At 47.4% G+C, this 16,769-nt stretch carries 12 protein-coding genes; all 12 read right to left on the reverse strand.

The features are described from left to right. Positions 1-321: 321 nt before the first annotated feature. The 12 genes from L3V37_RS17955 to L3V37_RS18010 all read right to left on the reverse strand — a co-directional run bounded on the left by L3V37_RS17955 (position 322) and on the right by L3V37_RS18010 (position 16,742). Positions 322-2,949, reverse strand: a complete 2,628-nt coding sequence (locus tag L3V37_RS17955; protein ID WP_237306714.1) for a hypothetical protein — start codon at positions 2,947-2,949, stop codon at positions 322-324. An 89-nt stretch (positions 2,950-3,038) separates the two neighbouring features. Beyond that, entirely contained in the window at positions 3,039-4,157 is a 1,119-nt protein-coding gene (locus L3V37_RS17960; protein WP_237306715.1) for a hypothetical protein, read from the reverse strand. Between the two features lie 71 nt (positions 4,158-4,228). Then, positions 4,229-5,488 carry a hypothetical protein gene (locus L3V37_RS17965; RefSeq protein ID WP_170890830.1) on the reverse strand — a complete coding sequence of 420 codons (1,260 nt, stop codon included), beginning with the start codon at positions 5,486-5,488 and terminating at the stop codon, positions 4,229-4,231. Then, on the reverse strand, positions 5,488-5,949 hold the full coding sequence (locus L3V37_RS17970) for a hypothetical protein (RefSeq protein WP_237306716.1): 462 nt from the start codon (positions 5,947-5,949) through the stop codon (positions 5,488-5,490). Before L3V37_RS17970 ends, L3V37_RS17965 begins: the two co-directional genes overlap by 1 nt. Positions 5,950-6,005: 56 nt before the next feature. Then, complete coding sequence (locus L3V37_RS17975) at positions 6,006-6,845, reverse strand: hypothetical protein (RefSeq protein WP_237306717.1); 840 nt, start codon at positions 6,843-6,845, stop codon at positions 6,006-6,008. Between the two features lie 91 nt (positions 6,846-6,936). Continuing rightward, positions 6,937-8,334, reverse strand: coding sequence for a hypothetical protein (locus L3V37_RS17980; RefSeq protein WP_237306718.1), 1,398 nt, complete (start codon positions 8,332-8,334; stop codon positions 6,937-6,939). Continuing rightward, positions 8,331-8,678: a hypothetical protein gene (locus tag L3V37_RS17985; RefSeq protein WP_237306719.1), complete on the reverse strand. Its 348-nt coding sequence runs from the start codon at positions 8,676-8,678 to the stop codon at positions 8,331-8,333. The genes L3V37_RS17980 and L3V37_RS17985 overlap by 4 nt, the downstream gene beginning before the upstream one ends. A gap of 3 nt (positions 8,679-8,681) precedes the next feature. Further along, positions 8,682-11,396 (reverse strand): hypothetical protein, encoded by a 2,715-nt coding sequence (locus tag L3V37_RS17990; RefSeq protein ID WP_237306720.1) that lies wholly within the window; start codon positions 11,394-11,396, stop codon positions 8,682-8,684. Positions 11,397-11,524: 128 nt separating this feature from the next. Continuing rightward, complete coding sequence (locus L3V37_RS17995) at positions 11,525-12,337, reverse strand: hypothetical protein (protein ID WP_237306721.1); 813 nt, start codon at positions 12,335-12,337, stop codon at positions 11,525-11,527. Beyond that, positions 12,337-12,852 (reverse strand): hypothetical protein, encoded by a 516-nt coding sequence (locus tag L3V37_RS18000; RefSeq protein ID WP_054866402.1) that lies wholly within the window; start codon positions 12,850-12,852, stop codon positions 12,337-12,339. The genes L3V37_RS17995 and L3V37_RS18000 overlap by 1 nt, the downstream gene beginning before the upstream one ends. An 11-nt stretch (positions 12,853-12,863) precedes the next feature. Then, positions 12,864-13,424, reverse strand: coding sequence for a hypothetical protein (locus L3V37_RS18005; RefSeq protein ID WP_042522733.1), 561 nt, complete (start codon positions 13,422-13,424; stop codon positions 12,864-12,866). Positions 13,425-13,655: 231 nt separating this feature from the next. Continuing rightward, positions 13,656-16,742, reverse strand: a complete 3,087-nt coding sequence (locus L3V37_RS18010; RefSeq protein ID WP_237306722.1) for a type I restriction endonuclease subunit R — start codon at positions 16,740-16,742, stop codon at positions 13,656-13,658. Positions 16,743-16,769: the final 27 nt, after the last annotated feature.

The raw sequence follows: 16,769 nt of genomic DNA on the forward strand, positions 1-16,769 counted from the left end.
TTTTGAATGGGTATTAAATAGGACTGTTTTGCGGAAAAAGTTAGATTTCAATAGCTTATATAAAAAAGAAGCCTCTCACCCAAAAGGCTGGTGAGAGGCTAATCCAAGCGTTTTGTTGCGCGGCAACGCATACAAAACTTCCAACGAGGATAGTCGAGTCGAATCGATATTTGACGAGGAAGATTATATAAATATTGGTTTTCGCATCAATATGCGCCCATGTTTTCGCATGCGAAAACTTTAGGGGATGCCATGTTTTAAAGTTCTCGCATGCGAAAACTTTGCAAAAAAGGGACAGCATCGTGTCCCTTTGGTTGATGGTTATGGCTTGATGTAGCGGATCGAGAAATGCGAACCCTGAATAGGCGTGGATGCACCTCTGTCTAAGAATTGAATAAGCTCACCGTAGTATAATTTTCCTACCCATCGACAAGTCGTTGGCACGGCATCGAAGTCGTTAGAGTAACTTTGAGCCTCCGCTATAATTTTATTGCTTTTGGCGATGGCAGAGTACACCACCGATGAGTTTGAAGCATTACGGCGTCGTATCGCAGTCCATTCAATTTCGTAATAACCCTCAACACGAACATCAAAACCAGCAACCGGAGCGTTGTAGTTAATCAAATCAAACGGATCGAGGAAACATCCTATCCAATTCTTGAACTCCCATGTAATGCCATCTATCGTAAGGTTGCCCTCTCTTAGCCCCGCATTACAGCCCAAGGCAACCTCCCCAGCGCGTGATGAAACACCCGCTAGCTTACTATCAACGTAGTCTTTACGTGCGAGAGAATTACCAGCCGAGCTCTGAGGCGAACCTGCATATACATTGCCGTCCTTAATGTCTACATAATTACTGCGGCGGTTAGTGTAGAAGCGCATCCGACCCTCTGAGTTCGATAGGATCTGGATGCCAGAACGGATATTGATGCCATCATAGTATGAGGCTAACGCCCAATGCGCACTTGAACTATCTTTACAGTTGATACTGAATCCAGCACGGCCATTCGTCGCCCATGATGAATCCATAAAACTATTATCCATACGAACGGCATCATTCGAACCACCCCAAGAACCCGCAGTAAACTCACCATCAGTACGAACCAGTGAGCTACCGAAATAGATACCAGAAGTAAACTTGGCTAAGTCATTGATGCGAAGCCAGTTGCCGTCTGTGTTACGAAATGCAGCTCGCCCACCTAATGAAATGCTCTGATTGAGCATTACATCAATCCCTTTAGCAAAGGTGAACGAGGAGTAAGAGTAAAAGCCGCTGGTGGCCTCTGTCTCCATGTGGCACCAAGATGAATTACGCGAACCAATCCAAGTTTTCTTTGTAGAGTAATCAAGCTCTAAACCCTTTCCATCAACAGAGTTAATTGCCCCTAAGTCTTTATTGTAAGACGTATAGCTAGTGACCATTCGCCCTTTGACAATACTCGCTGGCTGGCTTGCCCCCTTATTGCTAACGTATGGCGTTATGGTGTGACTACACATGTATCGAATAAGAATGTTCGTACTGTAGGCACTACGTGTTTTTACATAGATGGCGTAATTGTCACCGCTAGTATTTACCCAACCAAACTCACTAAATGGTAAGCCGCTAGGATGGTCTGTAATAACCTGACCATTTAGACCTTTAGGGTTTCCGTTACTGGCTCTCAGAATCATTTGATGTCGTGACGACTGATAGTGCAAGTCAGTGTTAAAGCCAGCACCACCAAAGAACTCAATAACCGCAGTAGAGCTTGATTGAGGCATCGTTACGTTAGCAACCTGACACCAAGAATTATCACTTCCTAAAGAGGTACGGACAACTTGAGTACGGTTGTTTTCCTCGGTGATTACCTTTTGCCCTTGAATCTTGATAGGAACATTGGAATTAAGCTCTGAGCGAGTCAGATCTAGCTTGGCCACTCCACCATTATGAGCACCACCCACCGCGATTTGAACGTAAGCATCCGACGAATTAGAACCGTTCGTTAAGTAAACCGCCCGACGATTACCAATCAACCCGTACCCGTCCAGCTTAACTTGCTCGCTCGATGGAACGTTATTACCAGCGCGAGTGCCTTGCACTTCAACACTACGATTCGAAGATACCGACTCTGTAGCGTTTAGGGAGCCGTATAGTGTTGATTCACCACCTTTGCGGATCTTTAATCGACTTGAAACGTCACTTTCTACAACCTCAAAGGTGCCATCGGTTTTCGTTTCTACATGGAATCGCTTACCTGCATGGCCTAAATGAAGTTGTGAGACGTTACTTGCGCCCTCATCAATGAGTAGGCCACCAGTCAGTGTACCACCAGACTGTTTTAGGTAGCGGCCATCGGCTTGCGCTTGTGTCATTTTCGATGCTGCAAGGTCATACGCTTTCTTGACGGCACCTGCTGCCGCAAATTTCACATCACTGGTATCATTAATCGCCGCTGTGAATGCGTAGTTAGGCACGTTGGATAAGCCAACTTGAGCTTTTGTCACCTTGTGTGGGTTTGATGTGTCGGATTTGTGTTGAGCGATATTGGTTGTAATGGCCGCTACCGCATCTTCTTGATCCATTAACGCATCACCTAGCTCTTTGATTGTGTCTAGCGCTTCTGCTGGCGCACCACCAATCAAAGTGCTGATACGTTCGTCGGTGTGCTTGTTCGCGTTTGTCTCTGCTTGCTCTGCGCGGTCATAAGCTGCGTTACCGCGATTTAAACCCTCAACGCCTTTGTCGTATGCTTGTTTAACAGCACCAGCGGTCGCAAGTTTACTGTTGGACGTGTCTGATACCGAGCTTGTGGCCGGATAGTTTGGTACGTTACCTAAGCCTACTTGTGCCTTTGTGATTCCGTGCGGGTTCGTTTTATTGCTAGCGTGCTCATCCACTTTTGTCGTGATTTCTTCACGCAATTTTCGAGCTGGACTACCACCAACTTGAGTCAATTTTTTTAATGCCATTCAGAAATATGCCTTTCTCAATTCATTGACTAGCAACTCCGACAAAGCGCCGGAGCACATCGTTAATGGGGAAGTAGGAAAGGTCATGTTTACTTGAAGCCAATAACCGTCACGATGTCGCCAGCTTGTAGCTGTTCACCGAACGTGATTGTGTTACCAGATAGACTCCATACACCTGCGTTCTGCATTACGCCGCACACACTTAGAACAAGGATTGCTGATACTGTACCCGCTGGCAGAGTGACCGTAGTTGATGCAGATTCGACAGTAATATCTACCGTTCGGATCGCGTCTTTGATTGAGGCGCCTAGGCTATCCTTGGTGGCATACTTACCGTCAGATTCCGCTTTGGTGTATGACGCGCCGCTAGCTGCTAGACCGCTACGCGCTTGTGAAATGATTTGAGATTTAGTTGTGTTCTCAAGCTTCGCTGCGTTAACGGCAGTTGCGCCAGCGTCTAGTGCGCCCACGTCTTCTGCGGTTAGCTCGACGTTTGCGCTTAGCGCGTGACCGTTGATGGTGCGAGTCTTTGGCACTGCATTCACAACGCGAGAGTCGTTACCCTGCATAACAGTGCCAGCGCTAGTGCCGAAGTTTTTGTTAAATGCTGTGTTTTTGCTAAACGCTGGTTCAGCGCCAACGTCTGTAGCCTCAAGCACTACGTTACCGCGCTGACCATTAACCGATGAAACGGCGTCAGTCGGTGTTAATAGTTCTTGCCAGTTCGCTAGTGTGCTCGCTGGTTGGCGCATAAGAACGAACGATTTACGCAGATCTGAGCGGATTGCCATATCGCCCTCTTGCGCTGTAAGAGCAAGCATTTCCGCTTCTGACTTAACAGGGAACGTTTCTTTGATAGCGATAGCTGGCAATTGGCCTTGTGGGATCTTACCAGTGCTATCTAGCGTAGCCACACCCTCTGCAACGCCTTTCTTGTTGTTAGGGATGTAGTCGTGCGTGTGGCTTGCTGGCGCTGCGCCCACATCTGAGTGAGTCAGAGTCACATCGCCCGTTAGTGGTTTGTTATTGATAGTGCGAGAAGTTGGGACAAGATTGGAGCGCGCTTCACTGACAACTTGTGCCTTGGTTTTCCCCTCTAGTTTTGATGAGTCTGTTGCGCGAGCGCCCGCTGGTAATGCACCAACGTCTTGCGCTGAAAGATCAGAAACAAGACGGTTGATGCGAGTTAATTTGTTTTGTGTAGCCATAAAAAATCCAATTTCGTTGTTAGTAAAAAGGGCATTTATGGGGAATAGGGCTAGGGGAATTTGAAAACTGATTAGCCGACCAAGGTGATCTCCGTTCCTGCTGCAATTTCGTCAACAAACTGGATAACTCGACTGTCCGGCGAGATGGTGTAAGCAATATCTTTTGATTGCTGCACACCTTGTAGGAACACCAGCTTAATCGCGCGTTCTTCAAAGACTGGTGGAACAGTGAAAGTATTCGACGTACTAGCGAAGTGGCTATGGAATACTTCCATAGGCGCGCCAGCGATACCGCTGTTTATGATGGCTTCAAGGTTATCGATATGCTCTTGAAGCTCGGCAATGATAGAGCTTGAGCTTAGTGATGGAACACCAAGAGTAATCACCACTTCATCACCCGTTTCAAGTGGTTCGGCTACTTCAACCTCATTCGTGTCTTTCAAGAATTGCCAAGCACTGTCTTTGGTCTGCACGATACCTTGGATAGACAATGAATCTACTTCCGGCACTTCGTAAGGCAATGCGATTTTTGTTTCGCCACCAGACGCAATGTACGGCCAATGTTCAACCGACTTGTTGTATGCAGCAGCAGCTTTGTCGTGAACCAACTTGATGGCTCTCGCAGTGGCGTAAAGCTGATCGTTATCTACGTTTATCTGACTGGTTGCGTCCCAGTTGTTTACCAAGCTAAGGCCAACTTGCGCTTTGGTTACATGGTGCGGGTTTTCACGGTCTGCGTAGTGCGCATTGGCTTCGGCGCGCATCGCATATTGCTTATGTGGATCGGGATGTGAAACGTGGCCTTGTAGGTCATAACCGCCTTGTTCACGATCATCAAAGTTAAGGTGTTCACTTTTGAGTTGGGTAACGCCATCTGGCACGGTAGCGCGACACAATATCAAATGATGATCTTCAACCGCTTCCTGCGGAAGCACCTTAATTTCGGACGCTTCAATGTCTGACGCTAAATCGACTTGTTTTGTCTTTACGCCAAACTTATAGAACGCTTCGAGCACCACATAAGAAGTGGCACCAGCCGGAATCTCCACATCAACATCGTGTTGTTGTCGAACGGTTAACACATAGTCGTCGCGCTCAACTAACGCCACGCCAAATTGTTCACCACTGCTCACACGCAGTTTCATTCCACCAGCCGGAGCACATTCAAAACCACGGAAAATACCAGCGCGAACGATGCCGTAAAACTTACGGTTTAGGCTGTTACTGGCCAGTGGTTCTAGGTACTGCGTATCGGTGATAAGCGGTAGCGCTTGCCAGTCCGTTAGCAGTGGCGGGATGATGATCGTTTCTTCGAAGTTTGGGCGACTCATTAGGCACCTACCTGCGCCAATTGAGCGCTATCCGTGCGAGCCGTGTTAATCACGATTTCTATCGATAGACCACGGTCAGAGTAGATCCAAACTGGTTGAGTGACAGCCACTATAATCAGACCGCCGCTCGCATCTTTCACGCCGACGCAAGAGAACTGGTATTGTTCATCTTCTGCTAGCGTACCCGCTGGCAAGTTTGCCGTGATTACGATATTGCCGTTCACATAGGCGTAGTTCGCCTTAGAACGGTAAAACACGTTTTCAACGGTTGTCTTATCCAGTGGGATAGGCATGCAGCTAGGCTTGCCCTCAATTTCTTGGATAAGGTCAAAACCCCATTCAAGATCGCCAAATTGGAAATAAGGCTCAGTACCATTGGTAGGCAACGACGACAAGGCGCGTTCGTCGTAATAACGGTTAAGCAGTTCACACTGCGATAGGACTACTTTTTGTGTAAGCACCTTTACGACCTCGTATAAGTCGTGGCGCTTTAATGGGACGGGGAATAGGAATAGGGTTAATAGTACCGTCTATCAATGGAGATCGCATCTAAGGGGATCGCATCCATTCTAGGTGTACCATACATAGGGCTAACAGGGCGTTCTTCCTGTGTCGTCGTTCCAGTCTGAACGAAATCCTGTTTATAGCTCGGTGCTGATTCTATATCGGTCGTGGTCTGTTTTCCAACCGTAACATGGTCAGAATAGTTAGGTATTTCGACCATATCCATGACTTCAAATTCAATAGAATACAATTGGCCATCTAAAACAATTCGTAATGGGATAAGAGGATGCACCACTCGCTTAATCTTCGCTTCGAATGCTCGAATGGCTTCCTCGGTAATGCCGTCCTCACCTGCAATGTCGTTCAAAGGGATGCGAATAGCACCGCGACTGGTCAGGAAAAAGTCGCTCGGGTTTAGTCCGTTTTGCAGCTCTAACTCTGACTCGGGAACTAAGAACGTGCCGTATGGAAATCGCTCTTGGTCTACTGGCGCGTAGATTCGTTCCCACTTAACACGTAACCCTTTAAATTCACGCGCGAGCGTTGAGATAAGTGGATAAATGGTCTTTTTGAAGTGAATTTCGTCCTTACGCTGCATCACAACGTGTGGCAAGTCCTCATCGGCCACTTCGCCTAGTGGGAAGATTTTTCGCAGCTCTTTAATGTCTTCTAGCAGAGATTCTTTGTCCATTTCGTACAGTGAAGAACGCGCTTTAAGCTTTTCAATGTATGACTCTACGTGCGCTTCAATTGACTCTGCGATCGCGCTTGCTAAATCTACCCAAGCGGTTTCCTTTTGACGCGCCTTGGTTAGCTGGCCAGATAGCCATTTTCTAAAGTCTCCAAATGCCATGTTTTTTCCTTATTGGTGTGAAAGTTTTCGCATGCGAAAACATCCGTGTTTTTCATGCTCCGTGCGAAAAAGTTCTCGCATGCGAAAACTTCTATGAGTAATCGAAGTTAAGTTGAATGGTTGACGCACTCACGTCTAAATAGTGGTAAGTATCAATAGGGATGCGGTCAAGAATCCCAACGACATCAACCTCAAACTCTTTAATACCCAAAGTTACGTTGAGCTCTTGGATGGCGTCCCAAATTTGGTTTTTGGTAATGCGGTCATTGCGACTTGTCTGTTTGCCAAATTTCTCATTTAACGCATCGGCTAGTACCTTTGTCGCCCATTCTGGATTTGAGCTTGGATAAAGCTTGCCAGTAATCGCTACAGTGAAAGGCTCGTCTTTACGTTCCACCATTTCATAGCGTTCGTTGTAGCCCTCACGGCCAGCGAATAGATCTTGTATTTCCTTATACAAAATCTCGTCGGGCTTATCGGCAGAATAAGCGCAAATGAAAATGGTATTGATGTTACGAACGTCAGGTTTTCCAGTGAGTTTTTCCTGCTCTGCTTCGCCCCAAATGGACAACCAAGTAACACCCGAAACATTACGCTTAACAAAGGTCATGTAATCCGAGTCCCACGCAATCTGCTCGTCATAGATTGGCGAGTAAAGGGCGTTGTTTCGGATTGATTCAATGTCTTCTGGCTCTGCACCGCCGATAATGCTGGTGGACGTTTTGATTGAGAGCTGGTCTTTATAGGCGCTTTGAATACCCATATCGATAAGCTCTAAAGGCTGCGCATCGAGTAGGGTAGTCACACCATTAGTCAGCCATAGCTCAAACTCAATCACATCGCCCGTAGCTGGCGCGCGACCGTTATTGTTGTTACCAAAACGAACGCCTAGCTGGTCGGTTGGCTTGTAATATTCCATGTAGGCTTTGGATTTGCCGTCCGTATTACGAAACTTAAAAACGTGCGTCCATTGCTCGCCGTTCACGCGCACGATGATGTTATGAATGCGCTTAGTCAGCTCTTGAGGGAACGCCACGGCCAACCAGTTCTGTCCCTCATCGACCGTGTAGGTCATTTTGGACACCTCGAACTGTTGTACCTCTACTGCGGCGCTTTCTTGCGGCATCAAATCAATGGCTTCCATTAGCGTATAGCGCAATTGATTGTCAGCAACGCATTGGCTGTATTTCGGCAAGGTTACGCGCTTTGTTCCGGTATTGGTCACTAGCGCACGGCCTTTCGATGGTGCTGCTTTTCGCCCTACATAGCCCTCAGTTTCAGCACCCGCCAAAATGGAGGTGCGTTTAGTGGCTAGCGTCAAGTAGGATTCTTGCAATGCACGGCTACTGATTGCTGCCATGCGTTCAACAATCTTGGCCACAAATAAGCAAAGGTAGTCAACGAATTGCGAACCAATATGACGCGACCACCAGCTTGAACCAGCAATCTCCTCGTTAAAGGTCTTTTTGACTTCTTCTAACTTACTCAAAACGTAATACCTCTCTCCAACGTTTGACCGTTCACAACGATCGTCAATTTGTAGGCATCGATACCGTTCACGCTTGGCTCTACGGCAATGCCTTGAACCACCGCGTCTTTCACGTCAATTGGGAGGGTTAATAGGATTGAGTTTTCGATAACTGCTGCTGTGGTTTCGTTTATTGGTTCATGCTTGTATGCCCCTAATCTGTTGCCCCATTTTGGAGCGCCCCAAACTTGGCCTTGAGGTGTATCGAGCCATTCAGAGACGCGCGCAACGATCGCGTGTTTCTCATCGGCTACTTTTACACCGTCAATATCGACCCGTAGTAAGTAATCAATTTCTTGGCTCATCTATTACTCCATATCAGCGCTTTGACGCTGTAACGAACGGTCATCAAAGTTGAGAGGAATAGAGCCGCTAGCCTTAGTGGCTGACGCTGGCTTGTCTTTGCTTGAGCTGCCGCTAGGCGCTGCAAAGATAGTGGTCGGTTTGTTGTTATCACTACCGCTAACCGCGCGCCCAATGGCATCCAGTGAATGTTTGCTAAGTTCCACGGTTTGAGGCTTGCCGCTCTCTTTGAGGTCTTTCATTGCTGCCTGTGCTTGCAGCTCGCTAACTCGCTCATTGCGTTGGATGGATGATTGAGTCGCAACCGTCTTATTCGAGGTGTTTTCGGTGTCCACTTTCACCACGGATTGAGCATCCGTTTTCTGGTTACTTAGCTCGGTATTGATGGATGATTCATGGCTGGCTGTGGTCACGCTGTTGGTTTGCGTGTTGTTTGCAGCCTTGGTTAGTGCGGCTACGGCCTCAGCCTCTTTACGGCGTTTGATCTCCGCATCGACGGCGGCCACTTGTTCAGCTTTCTTATCTGGCGAGTAAACTTGACCAAGCTCGGGATGCTCGACCATACCGGACATATCCATGCCTGTTTCATTAGCCACTTGTACACGTTTGTCCTGGCTAATACGTTTTTCTCTTACTACAGCTAAGTAAGCTTCTTTGTAGCTAATCCCTTGCTCGCTGGCCTTTTGCGATACCTCTTGAGAGGTCACTTGAATTGAGTTTTTCGCATCAAGTTCGCGCATGGTTTGGCTGTCATTGGACGCTTTAGCAGTGTGGTAGGCTTCGGCGCTTTTAAGGTGTTCCTCTTTCTCTGATTGAGCTCTTTCACTCTTAGAGTGATTAGTCTCGCTTCCGACTTTAGAACTCTTAGCCGTTGTTTCTCCCTCGATCTCGCCGCCAAACAGCTTGTAAATGCCCTTGGCCATATCACCAGAATTAAAGGTCAATGCTTCCTTAGCGTCATCAAAACCGAACGCCCCAAGCGCCGAACCAAGCAAACCAGCACCGCCACTGACTAGGCCACCCAAATCGAGCGCGTTTGCCAATGCCATTGAGCTTTTCTGGCCAGTTGTCGCCTCTTGGCCATCTTTGAGGTTGAACGTCTCTTTCTGTTTGTCTTTGTCAGTGAATTCGCTAAACGCATCGTAGGCCATTAATGCCGGAGCAAGGAAAGGGATCGCCTTGCCAGCAACAGAGCCGATTTTAGACATACCTTTAAAGGCGGTACCCGCCATCGATACGCCCTTGTTGGCCACGTTTGAGGCTTTGCTGCCAATGCCTGACATTACCGATTTGATACGGCCACGTTTGCCACCCGCTTTACGGCCAGCACGTCCACCAGCACGGCGGCGTTCAAACATATCGCCAGCTAGGTCTAATAGACCGCCTTGACCATCGTTCGCCGCTGCTTTGGTTGCCGAAATCAGATCATCGAGCTTATCTAGTACATCATCGAATTGGCGTTCACGATCAGCACTCGATTCATGGAGCACTTCAAGCATGTTTGCTCGGTAGCTCTGTTCTTTGGTGCTTTCGATCTCACTAGCTGTGCTTATCCGGCTAGAATCACTCCCAACAAGATTGACAGGCACGTTACCCCTAGCACCATCACGGTTAGGTCGATCACTAGACGTAATTTGCGTTGAATGGTTTGTCTCGAACGAATCTTTTGTCGCTGATAATTGTTCATGGCTAACTGTCTCTATGGCTGTGACGGCCTGACTATTTGCCTCTGGCGCTTGCTTGTCTCGGGTAAAGAGTCGGCCTAGTTTCGATTCTTTTAGCTTGTCCTTGGTTGAGGTGGCTTTTTCGGTCACATCATCCAATGCTTCTTTAGCGTCTTGCCCTAAGTGATAAAGCTCTTTAGCGGAGTAGAAGAACGAACCACCAGCCGCAGCGCCAGCCGCATCGGTCGCATCGTTTTCTTCCTGTAGGAACTCTTTCACGTTATTGATGGCCAGTTGCTTAAGGTTGGTGGCCACCTTGGCAAAAACGTTCTGGCTTTCCTTTTCCGTGTCGGTTTGCTTTTCAATTTGGCGCTCTAATGCGGTTTGCTGTGCGTTCTTGTAAGCCGATTGTTCTTGCTTACTCGCATATCGACCATCGGAGCGTCGAAGCTTGCCGTTAGCGTCTTCCCAATAGCCCTCAAACTCTGCCAGTGGGTCAGAGACAGCCTTTTCTAACTTCTCTGGCACATTATCAAGGATTGAGGTATCCAAACGTTCAGAATTGAATTCTGGCGCTTCTACATTCACGACAACGGGCGCTTGTTTTACTGGCTCGCGCACGTCCTCGCTTTTCAGCGTGTCAGCAATCGACTTTACGCCACTTACAGAGCTGCTTTGCTCGCACGCTTTGGCGTCCGGCTTGGCTTGTGTTTCTGCTGGCTGACTAGGAGCAAATGACAACTCAATTTCACCTGTACGCTTGGTCTTGGTTGCACTTGGTTTAGGTGTGCCGCTTGATTGTTTTTTAAATCCTTTTTGTGGATTAATCCTCGGAATGGTAGAGGCGTTAAGAGAGGCATTGGAAACGCCTTTAGTTACCGCCTTTTCGATGCCCTTTGTATCCACTGCAAGGACGGCCTTTTGTTGGCTCGTTGGTAAAGTCTTGCCATCGAGTTTGCGACTAATCTCAGATAGCACGGTCAGCTCTTTGTCACTGGCTCGCTTCACTGCATCAACAACCAGTGAAAGATCAACCTCTTGTTGGTTTCTGTCCATTTTTCACCTTGTCTTGGAGCGCTTTATCTAGGCTTATGGCCATCGTTTGAGGTGTTTTGAATACCGCATCGATAGGCTGGCCACCGTAGATCGTTAAGTTCTCAATCAGTACGTTCCAACCAACGTAATCAAAACGTTGTAATGAAGTCGTTATTCCGAAAGGGTAAGAGCAACGTTCGAGTTGCTTCACCTCCTTGCTCGATAACTTTCTGGCACTGCGGAATGGTGGCGACTAGGTAGTAACGCCCCTCGTCGTACTTGGTGAGCAATCCGTGACGCGCATTGCGTAGGCACTTTTCAACCTTGGCAAAGGCCACACGAAATTCCGTGTTGAGGTACATCGATTTCAATAGGTCGATTTTCCACACTAGGGCATCGTCTTGGTCTTTGGGTTGAGCTTCGAACGTTAGGCAGTAGGCCAGCTCAGTGAGCGCCATGCGGTTAGCTTGTTGCTTCCATTCAGCGCTGTCCGGTTCGTACTGGTCGCGCTCATTGCGAATGTTCTCAAGTTGCTCCGCTTCGTAACCGGTTAGTGGTTTCACGTTCGCTAGGTATGACTTGCCTTTCACGTTTAAGGTGATCTCTTGTTTTGGCAATCCATTGAGCGCTTTGGCCGATTCCATTAGCTCGCCCATATTGAGATCGAGATAGTGAGTTTTTTTGCAGTGCTCGCACTCATAGCTAAAGGGAATAGTGCCTAGCTCGCTGGTGGACATAAAAATCCACCACAATGCTGCGCGGCGATCTTCACCAGTCCATAGGCCGCTATCACTCATAGGGCGCTTACTGGTGTCTTGCATGTGGTTCAGATAGCGAGTTGTGTTGGCTTCCTCTTGGTACTCGTTGAGGTCGCAGAACAATAGAGCGTCTTCCACGGTTGGGACTCGAAACTCAATCACTTCTGAAATGTTACTTGGTAGTGGAAATGATGGAATGTGCATTACAGTACCTTGTTACCTACAGACATAAATTTTTGGAGAATGAGCGGGAATGACTGGATCTGGTTGCCGTTTTCGCGTGAAAACATCACGTTGCCAATCTTGGTAGGAAAGACTTGGTAGCTCTTATAGAGTGACTTTTTGCCGTCCTCATTGAGCGTGAATATGTTGATTTTGAACACGTACTCTTTGGGGATGTTGAGTGTGCCGTCTTGGTTTCTGACTTTCTTTATTCGGCTTTCAAACCATTTAGAAACAGTCAGGTTTTGGTCATCACGAACCGTTAGCGTTATTTCGCCAACGCTGCTGTATGTAGGCAACGCAATAGAGCCCGAACCAACTTGGAATGAATCAGCATCGATAGAGCCAGCACCAAAATCAATATCCTTTACGTAAATATCAAAGTCCGTTGGCGCGTCCGGCGAGTCGATTTCTACCGCCCATTGCCAGCCTTGCAGCCACGGCTTATTCATAAAGTTATTGGTCGCGCGTTTGGCGAGCTGCATGTATGGATTCATAGCCGCCTCGCTTAGAGCAACGATACTGGTGGAACAATGGCACGGTTCGCGCGCATTGAGTTTTCAATCTCGGCTTTACGTGCGGCTAGGTCAGGTTCGGCAGCAATATCGGTCACATCCAACTTGCCAGCTATGGCAATACGGCGTTGACGCTCTGCGTTCGGGATAGTGATCAGCAATTCCAGATAGTCGCCAAGCAAGCTAATGCACGGCGTTGGAAGCTGGAACGAATCAAACGGCTCATTGAGTACGTTTTGCATGTACATCAATGTCAGTGGGAATGTTTCTGCGCCCGTTAATTTCAGTTCAAGAACGTTACCCCAAACCTCGCTACGCACATAACGGCCACGGTCATCTTTGACCACCAGCCTTGCAGCAAAGTCGGACGGTAATTCAAACTGATTGCTATCGGCTAAGTCGCTTTGTTGGATGCGGATTTTAGTGGTAAATCCGGCAATCTCTTGGTACTTGGCCAGCGCTTTACGCAGTAGGCTTAACAGCGCCTTTTCGTCGTCGTGGAGCAAGATAGGGAATCTCGCTTTCACGTCTTCGAGTAGTTCAATCGGTGTCATGGCCGCTCCGGTAGTGGCGGCGTATTTTGAGATAGGGGATAGGCTTGGTGAATCTTAACTCAAACCAATAAGACGCGCGATTCAAACTTTGTGATTGTCGATGGACAACAAAAACCGAAACTCATTTTTGGACATTTATCATTTGCCTTTTCAGATAATCTGGCTGATCACACATGAGAAAAACTATTGCACCACCCTTGCAGGACAAAGGTGGCAATCAATAATAAGTTTTTATGGGTTTACCAGCTCTGCCTGCTCTAAAACAAGCTCGACAGCTTCCGCCTGCTCATCAGGCGGGTATCCAGTACGTTTAAGTATCTGCTTAATCTTGAGCCTCATCTTCGCTCGAAGGTTTTTTCGCTTGGCCCAGTCTGGTTGTGCACTCTTGCGAATCTCCTCAGCAAGCTTTCTAGCAATAGTCAGAATGTCTTTCTGCTGCATTGCCTCACGAGCAGAATCATTGGCAATTAGTGCATCAAAGAAGGCCAATTCTTCTTTGGTTAAGTTCAGCTCTTCACCGCGATCCGCTGACTCCCGTAACTCTTTAGCCAGCTTAATCAGTTCTTCAATAACTACGCTGGTCTCAACCGAACGGTTACGGTATTTATCAAGGGAGTTACGTAACATCTCAGAGAACGTCTTGTAAGCGACAGCATTCTTAACCGTGCGCGTCTTTATCTCATCTTGAATGAGCTTTTTGAGCATCTCTACTGCTAGGTTCTTGTGCTCACTTTTCTCGACTTCAGCAAGGAACTCATCATCGAGGATGCTAATGTTTGGCTTGTTCAATCCTGCGGACTGGAAGACATCAACTATCTCGCCAGAAACGATAGTTTCAGACACAACCTGTCTTAATGCTGTTTGAACATTCTCATCAGACATGCGTTGCTTTGAAGTAGTAGACTTCTTAATGGCTGCGCGTAGCGTTTCAAAGAAGGCGATCTCTTCTTTGATATCTTTGGCCTCATCCATGCTGCTACATAAACTGAATGCTTTAGAGAGTGACAGGGCCGCTTTATCGAACCGCTTCTTACCATCTTCCAGGTTAAGAATGTGGTTCATGGCACCTGCGAGCAAGCCAAGTGTATTGGTTCGATAATCGCTGTAGTCGAAGCCATGCATGATCCCACGGCAAACATCTAACTTGGTCATAGTGACGGCTAAAGCTTCAGCTAGGTCAATTGTCGGAGATCCGTTACCGCTTGCTGTGTAGTTCGCAATTGCATTGCGAAGCTCAGGCGCGATACCCAAGTAATCGACAATCAAACCACCTTCTTTATCGCGGAATACACGGTTAACACGAGCGATAGCCTGCATCAAGTTATGGCCTTTAAGCGGCTTGTCGATATACATGGTATTCAAACAAGGTGCATCAAAACCTGTCAGCCACATATCGCAAACAATGACCAGTTTCAGTTCATCTTCAGGATCTTTAACTCGCTTAGCGATCTTCTTCTGAATTGGCTTTTTATGGATATGCTTTTGGTACTTGGCAGGGTCATCAGATGTGCCTGTCATGATGACTTTCATGCAGCCTTTTTCTGGATCTTCGCTTGCCCAATCAGGCTTGAGCTCGGCAATCTTATCGTAGACCTGAACACACGCTTCACGACTAATGCAGACCATCATCGCTTTTGAAAGAGACGTCTCTTCGCGAGAGGCAAAATGCTTCAGCAAATCGCGAACCAGGCGATCTACACGGTCTTCAGCACAAACTAGAGCCTCTAATGCCGCATTGCGAGTTTTGGCCTTAGCTTGATCATCTTCATCATATTCAGCAACCAACTCATCAACTTTGGAGTCTACGTCTTCCTCATTTGTGCTCTTGCTCATATCAAGCTTGATCAGACGGCTCTCATAATAAAGCGGTTTGGTTGCACCGTCTTTTTGGGCCTGCTCGATGTCATAGACAGAGACATCATCACCAAAGACGACACGAGTATCCTTATCTTCCATTTCAATTGGCGTACCAGTGAAACCAATGAAACCTGCATTGGGTAACGAGTCCCGAAGATGCTGAGCGTAGCCATATTTCATTTCACTAGTTTTTGAGTCTACACGAGCCTTTAAACCATACTGTGAGCGGTGAGCTTCATCTGCTGCAACAACGATGTTATAGCGTTCTGTGAGTGGCTTACAGCGAGTTTCTCCCTTAGGTGGAGCAAACTTCTGCATGGTTGTGAAGATGATGCCGCCAGATGGACGATTATTTAATAGCTCTCTCAGTTCATCTCGATCTTTGGCTTGAACAGGAGTATCGCCAAGTAGCTCTGCATTTTCAGCAAAGGTTTCGAATAGCTGCTCATCGAGGTCGTTACGGTCAGTCACGACAACTATCGTTGGGTTATTCATCGATGGCGATGCCATCAGCTTAGCGCTGTAAAATGTCATCGAGAGTGACTTACCAGAGCCTTGAGTGTGCCAGTAAACACCGCAACGTTGGTCGCCATCATGACGAGTTGCTCGAATCGTACTTTCAACCGCAGCGCGAACACCATGGAATTGGTGATAACCAGCGATCTTCTTAATGACCTTTTCATTATCGACTTCGAATGAGACATAGTATTGAAGATAATCGAGAAGAAGCTCTTGATTGAAGAACCCACGAACCATCACCTCAAGGGCCAATGTATCGACAGTGTCATCACGAGAGCCGTCAATCGTTCTCCAAGGAGTGAATCGGTCTCTATTGGCCGTCAGTGAGCCAATGTAGGCTTCAGTCCCATCTGAGATGATTAGGGACTCGTTAAAGACAAATAGATCTTTGATGGCTTGCTTGTAGGTCTGAACTTGATTGTACGCTCGCCATACATCGGCTTTGGTGTCGGCAGGGTTTTTGAGCTCAATAAGTGAAATGGGTAAGCCGTTTAGAAATACGACGATGTCTGGTCTGCGGTTATCGATCTCACCATTGGTGACACCATTGACTGAAAATTGCCTTACGGCCAACCAGTTATTGTGCTCATTATTGAAATCAACCAGCCTGACCTTATCCCCGACAGGGTGCCCACGTTCGTTTTCATACTCTACTTGAATGCCTTCGATGATTTGACGATGGAATGTGTGGTTAGCACGTTCAACAGACGGCACTGTATTGAGCAAGATACCGATGGCTGTATCGATACATTCTTCTGGTAAGTGAGAGTTGATATTCAATAGAGCTTGGCGGAGTCGAGGTTTGAGAACGACGTCAGAGAGCGATTCTCGCTCTGGCGTACTACCTTTAGGCTCTAGCTCACTTCCGTTTAACGTTTGGTAGCCGAGGCTTCCAAACCAGACCATGCAATGGTCTTCTAGCATTTCTTCCGTTATTTTCATTTTATATCCATTCTTATTTATTGTTTT

The sequence above is a fragment of the Vibrio sp. D54 genome (assembly GCF_021728075.1).
GTDB lineage: Bacteria > Pseudomonadota > Gammaproteobacteria > Enterobacterales > Vibrionaceae > Vibrio > Vibrio alginolyticus.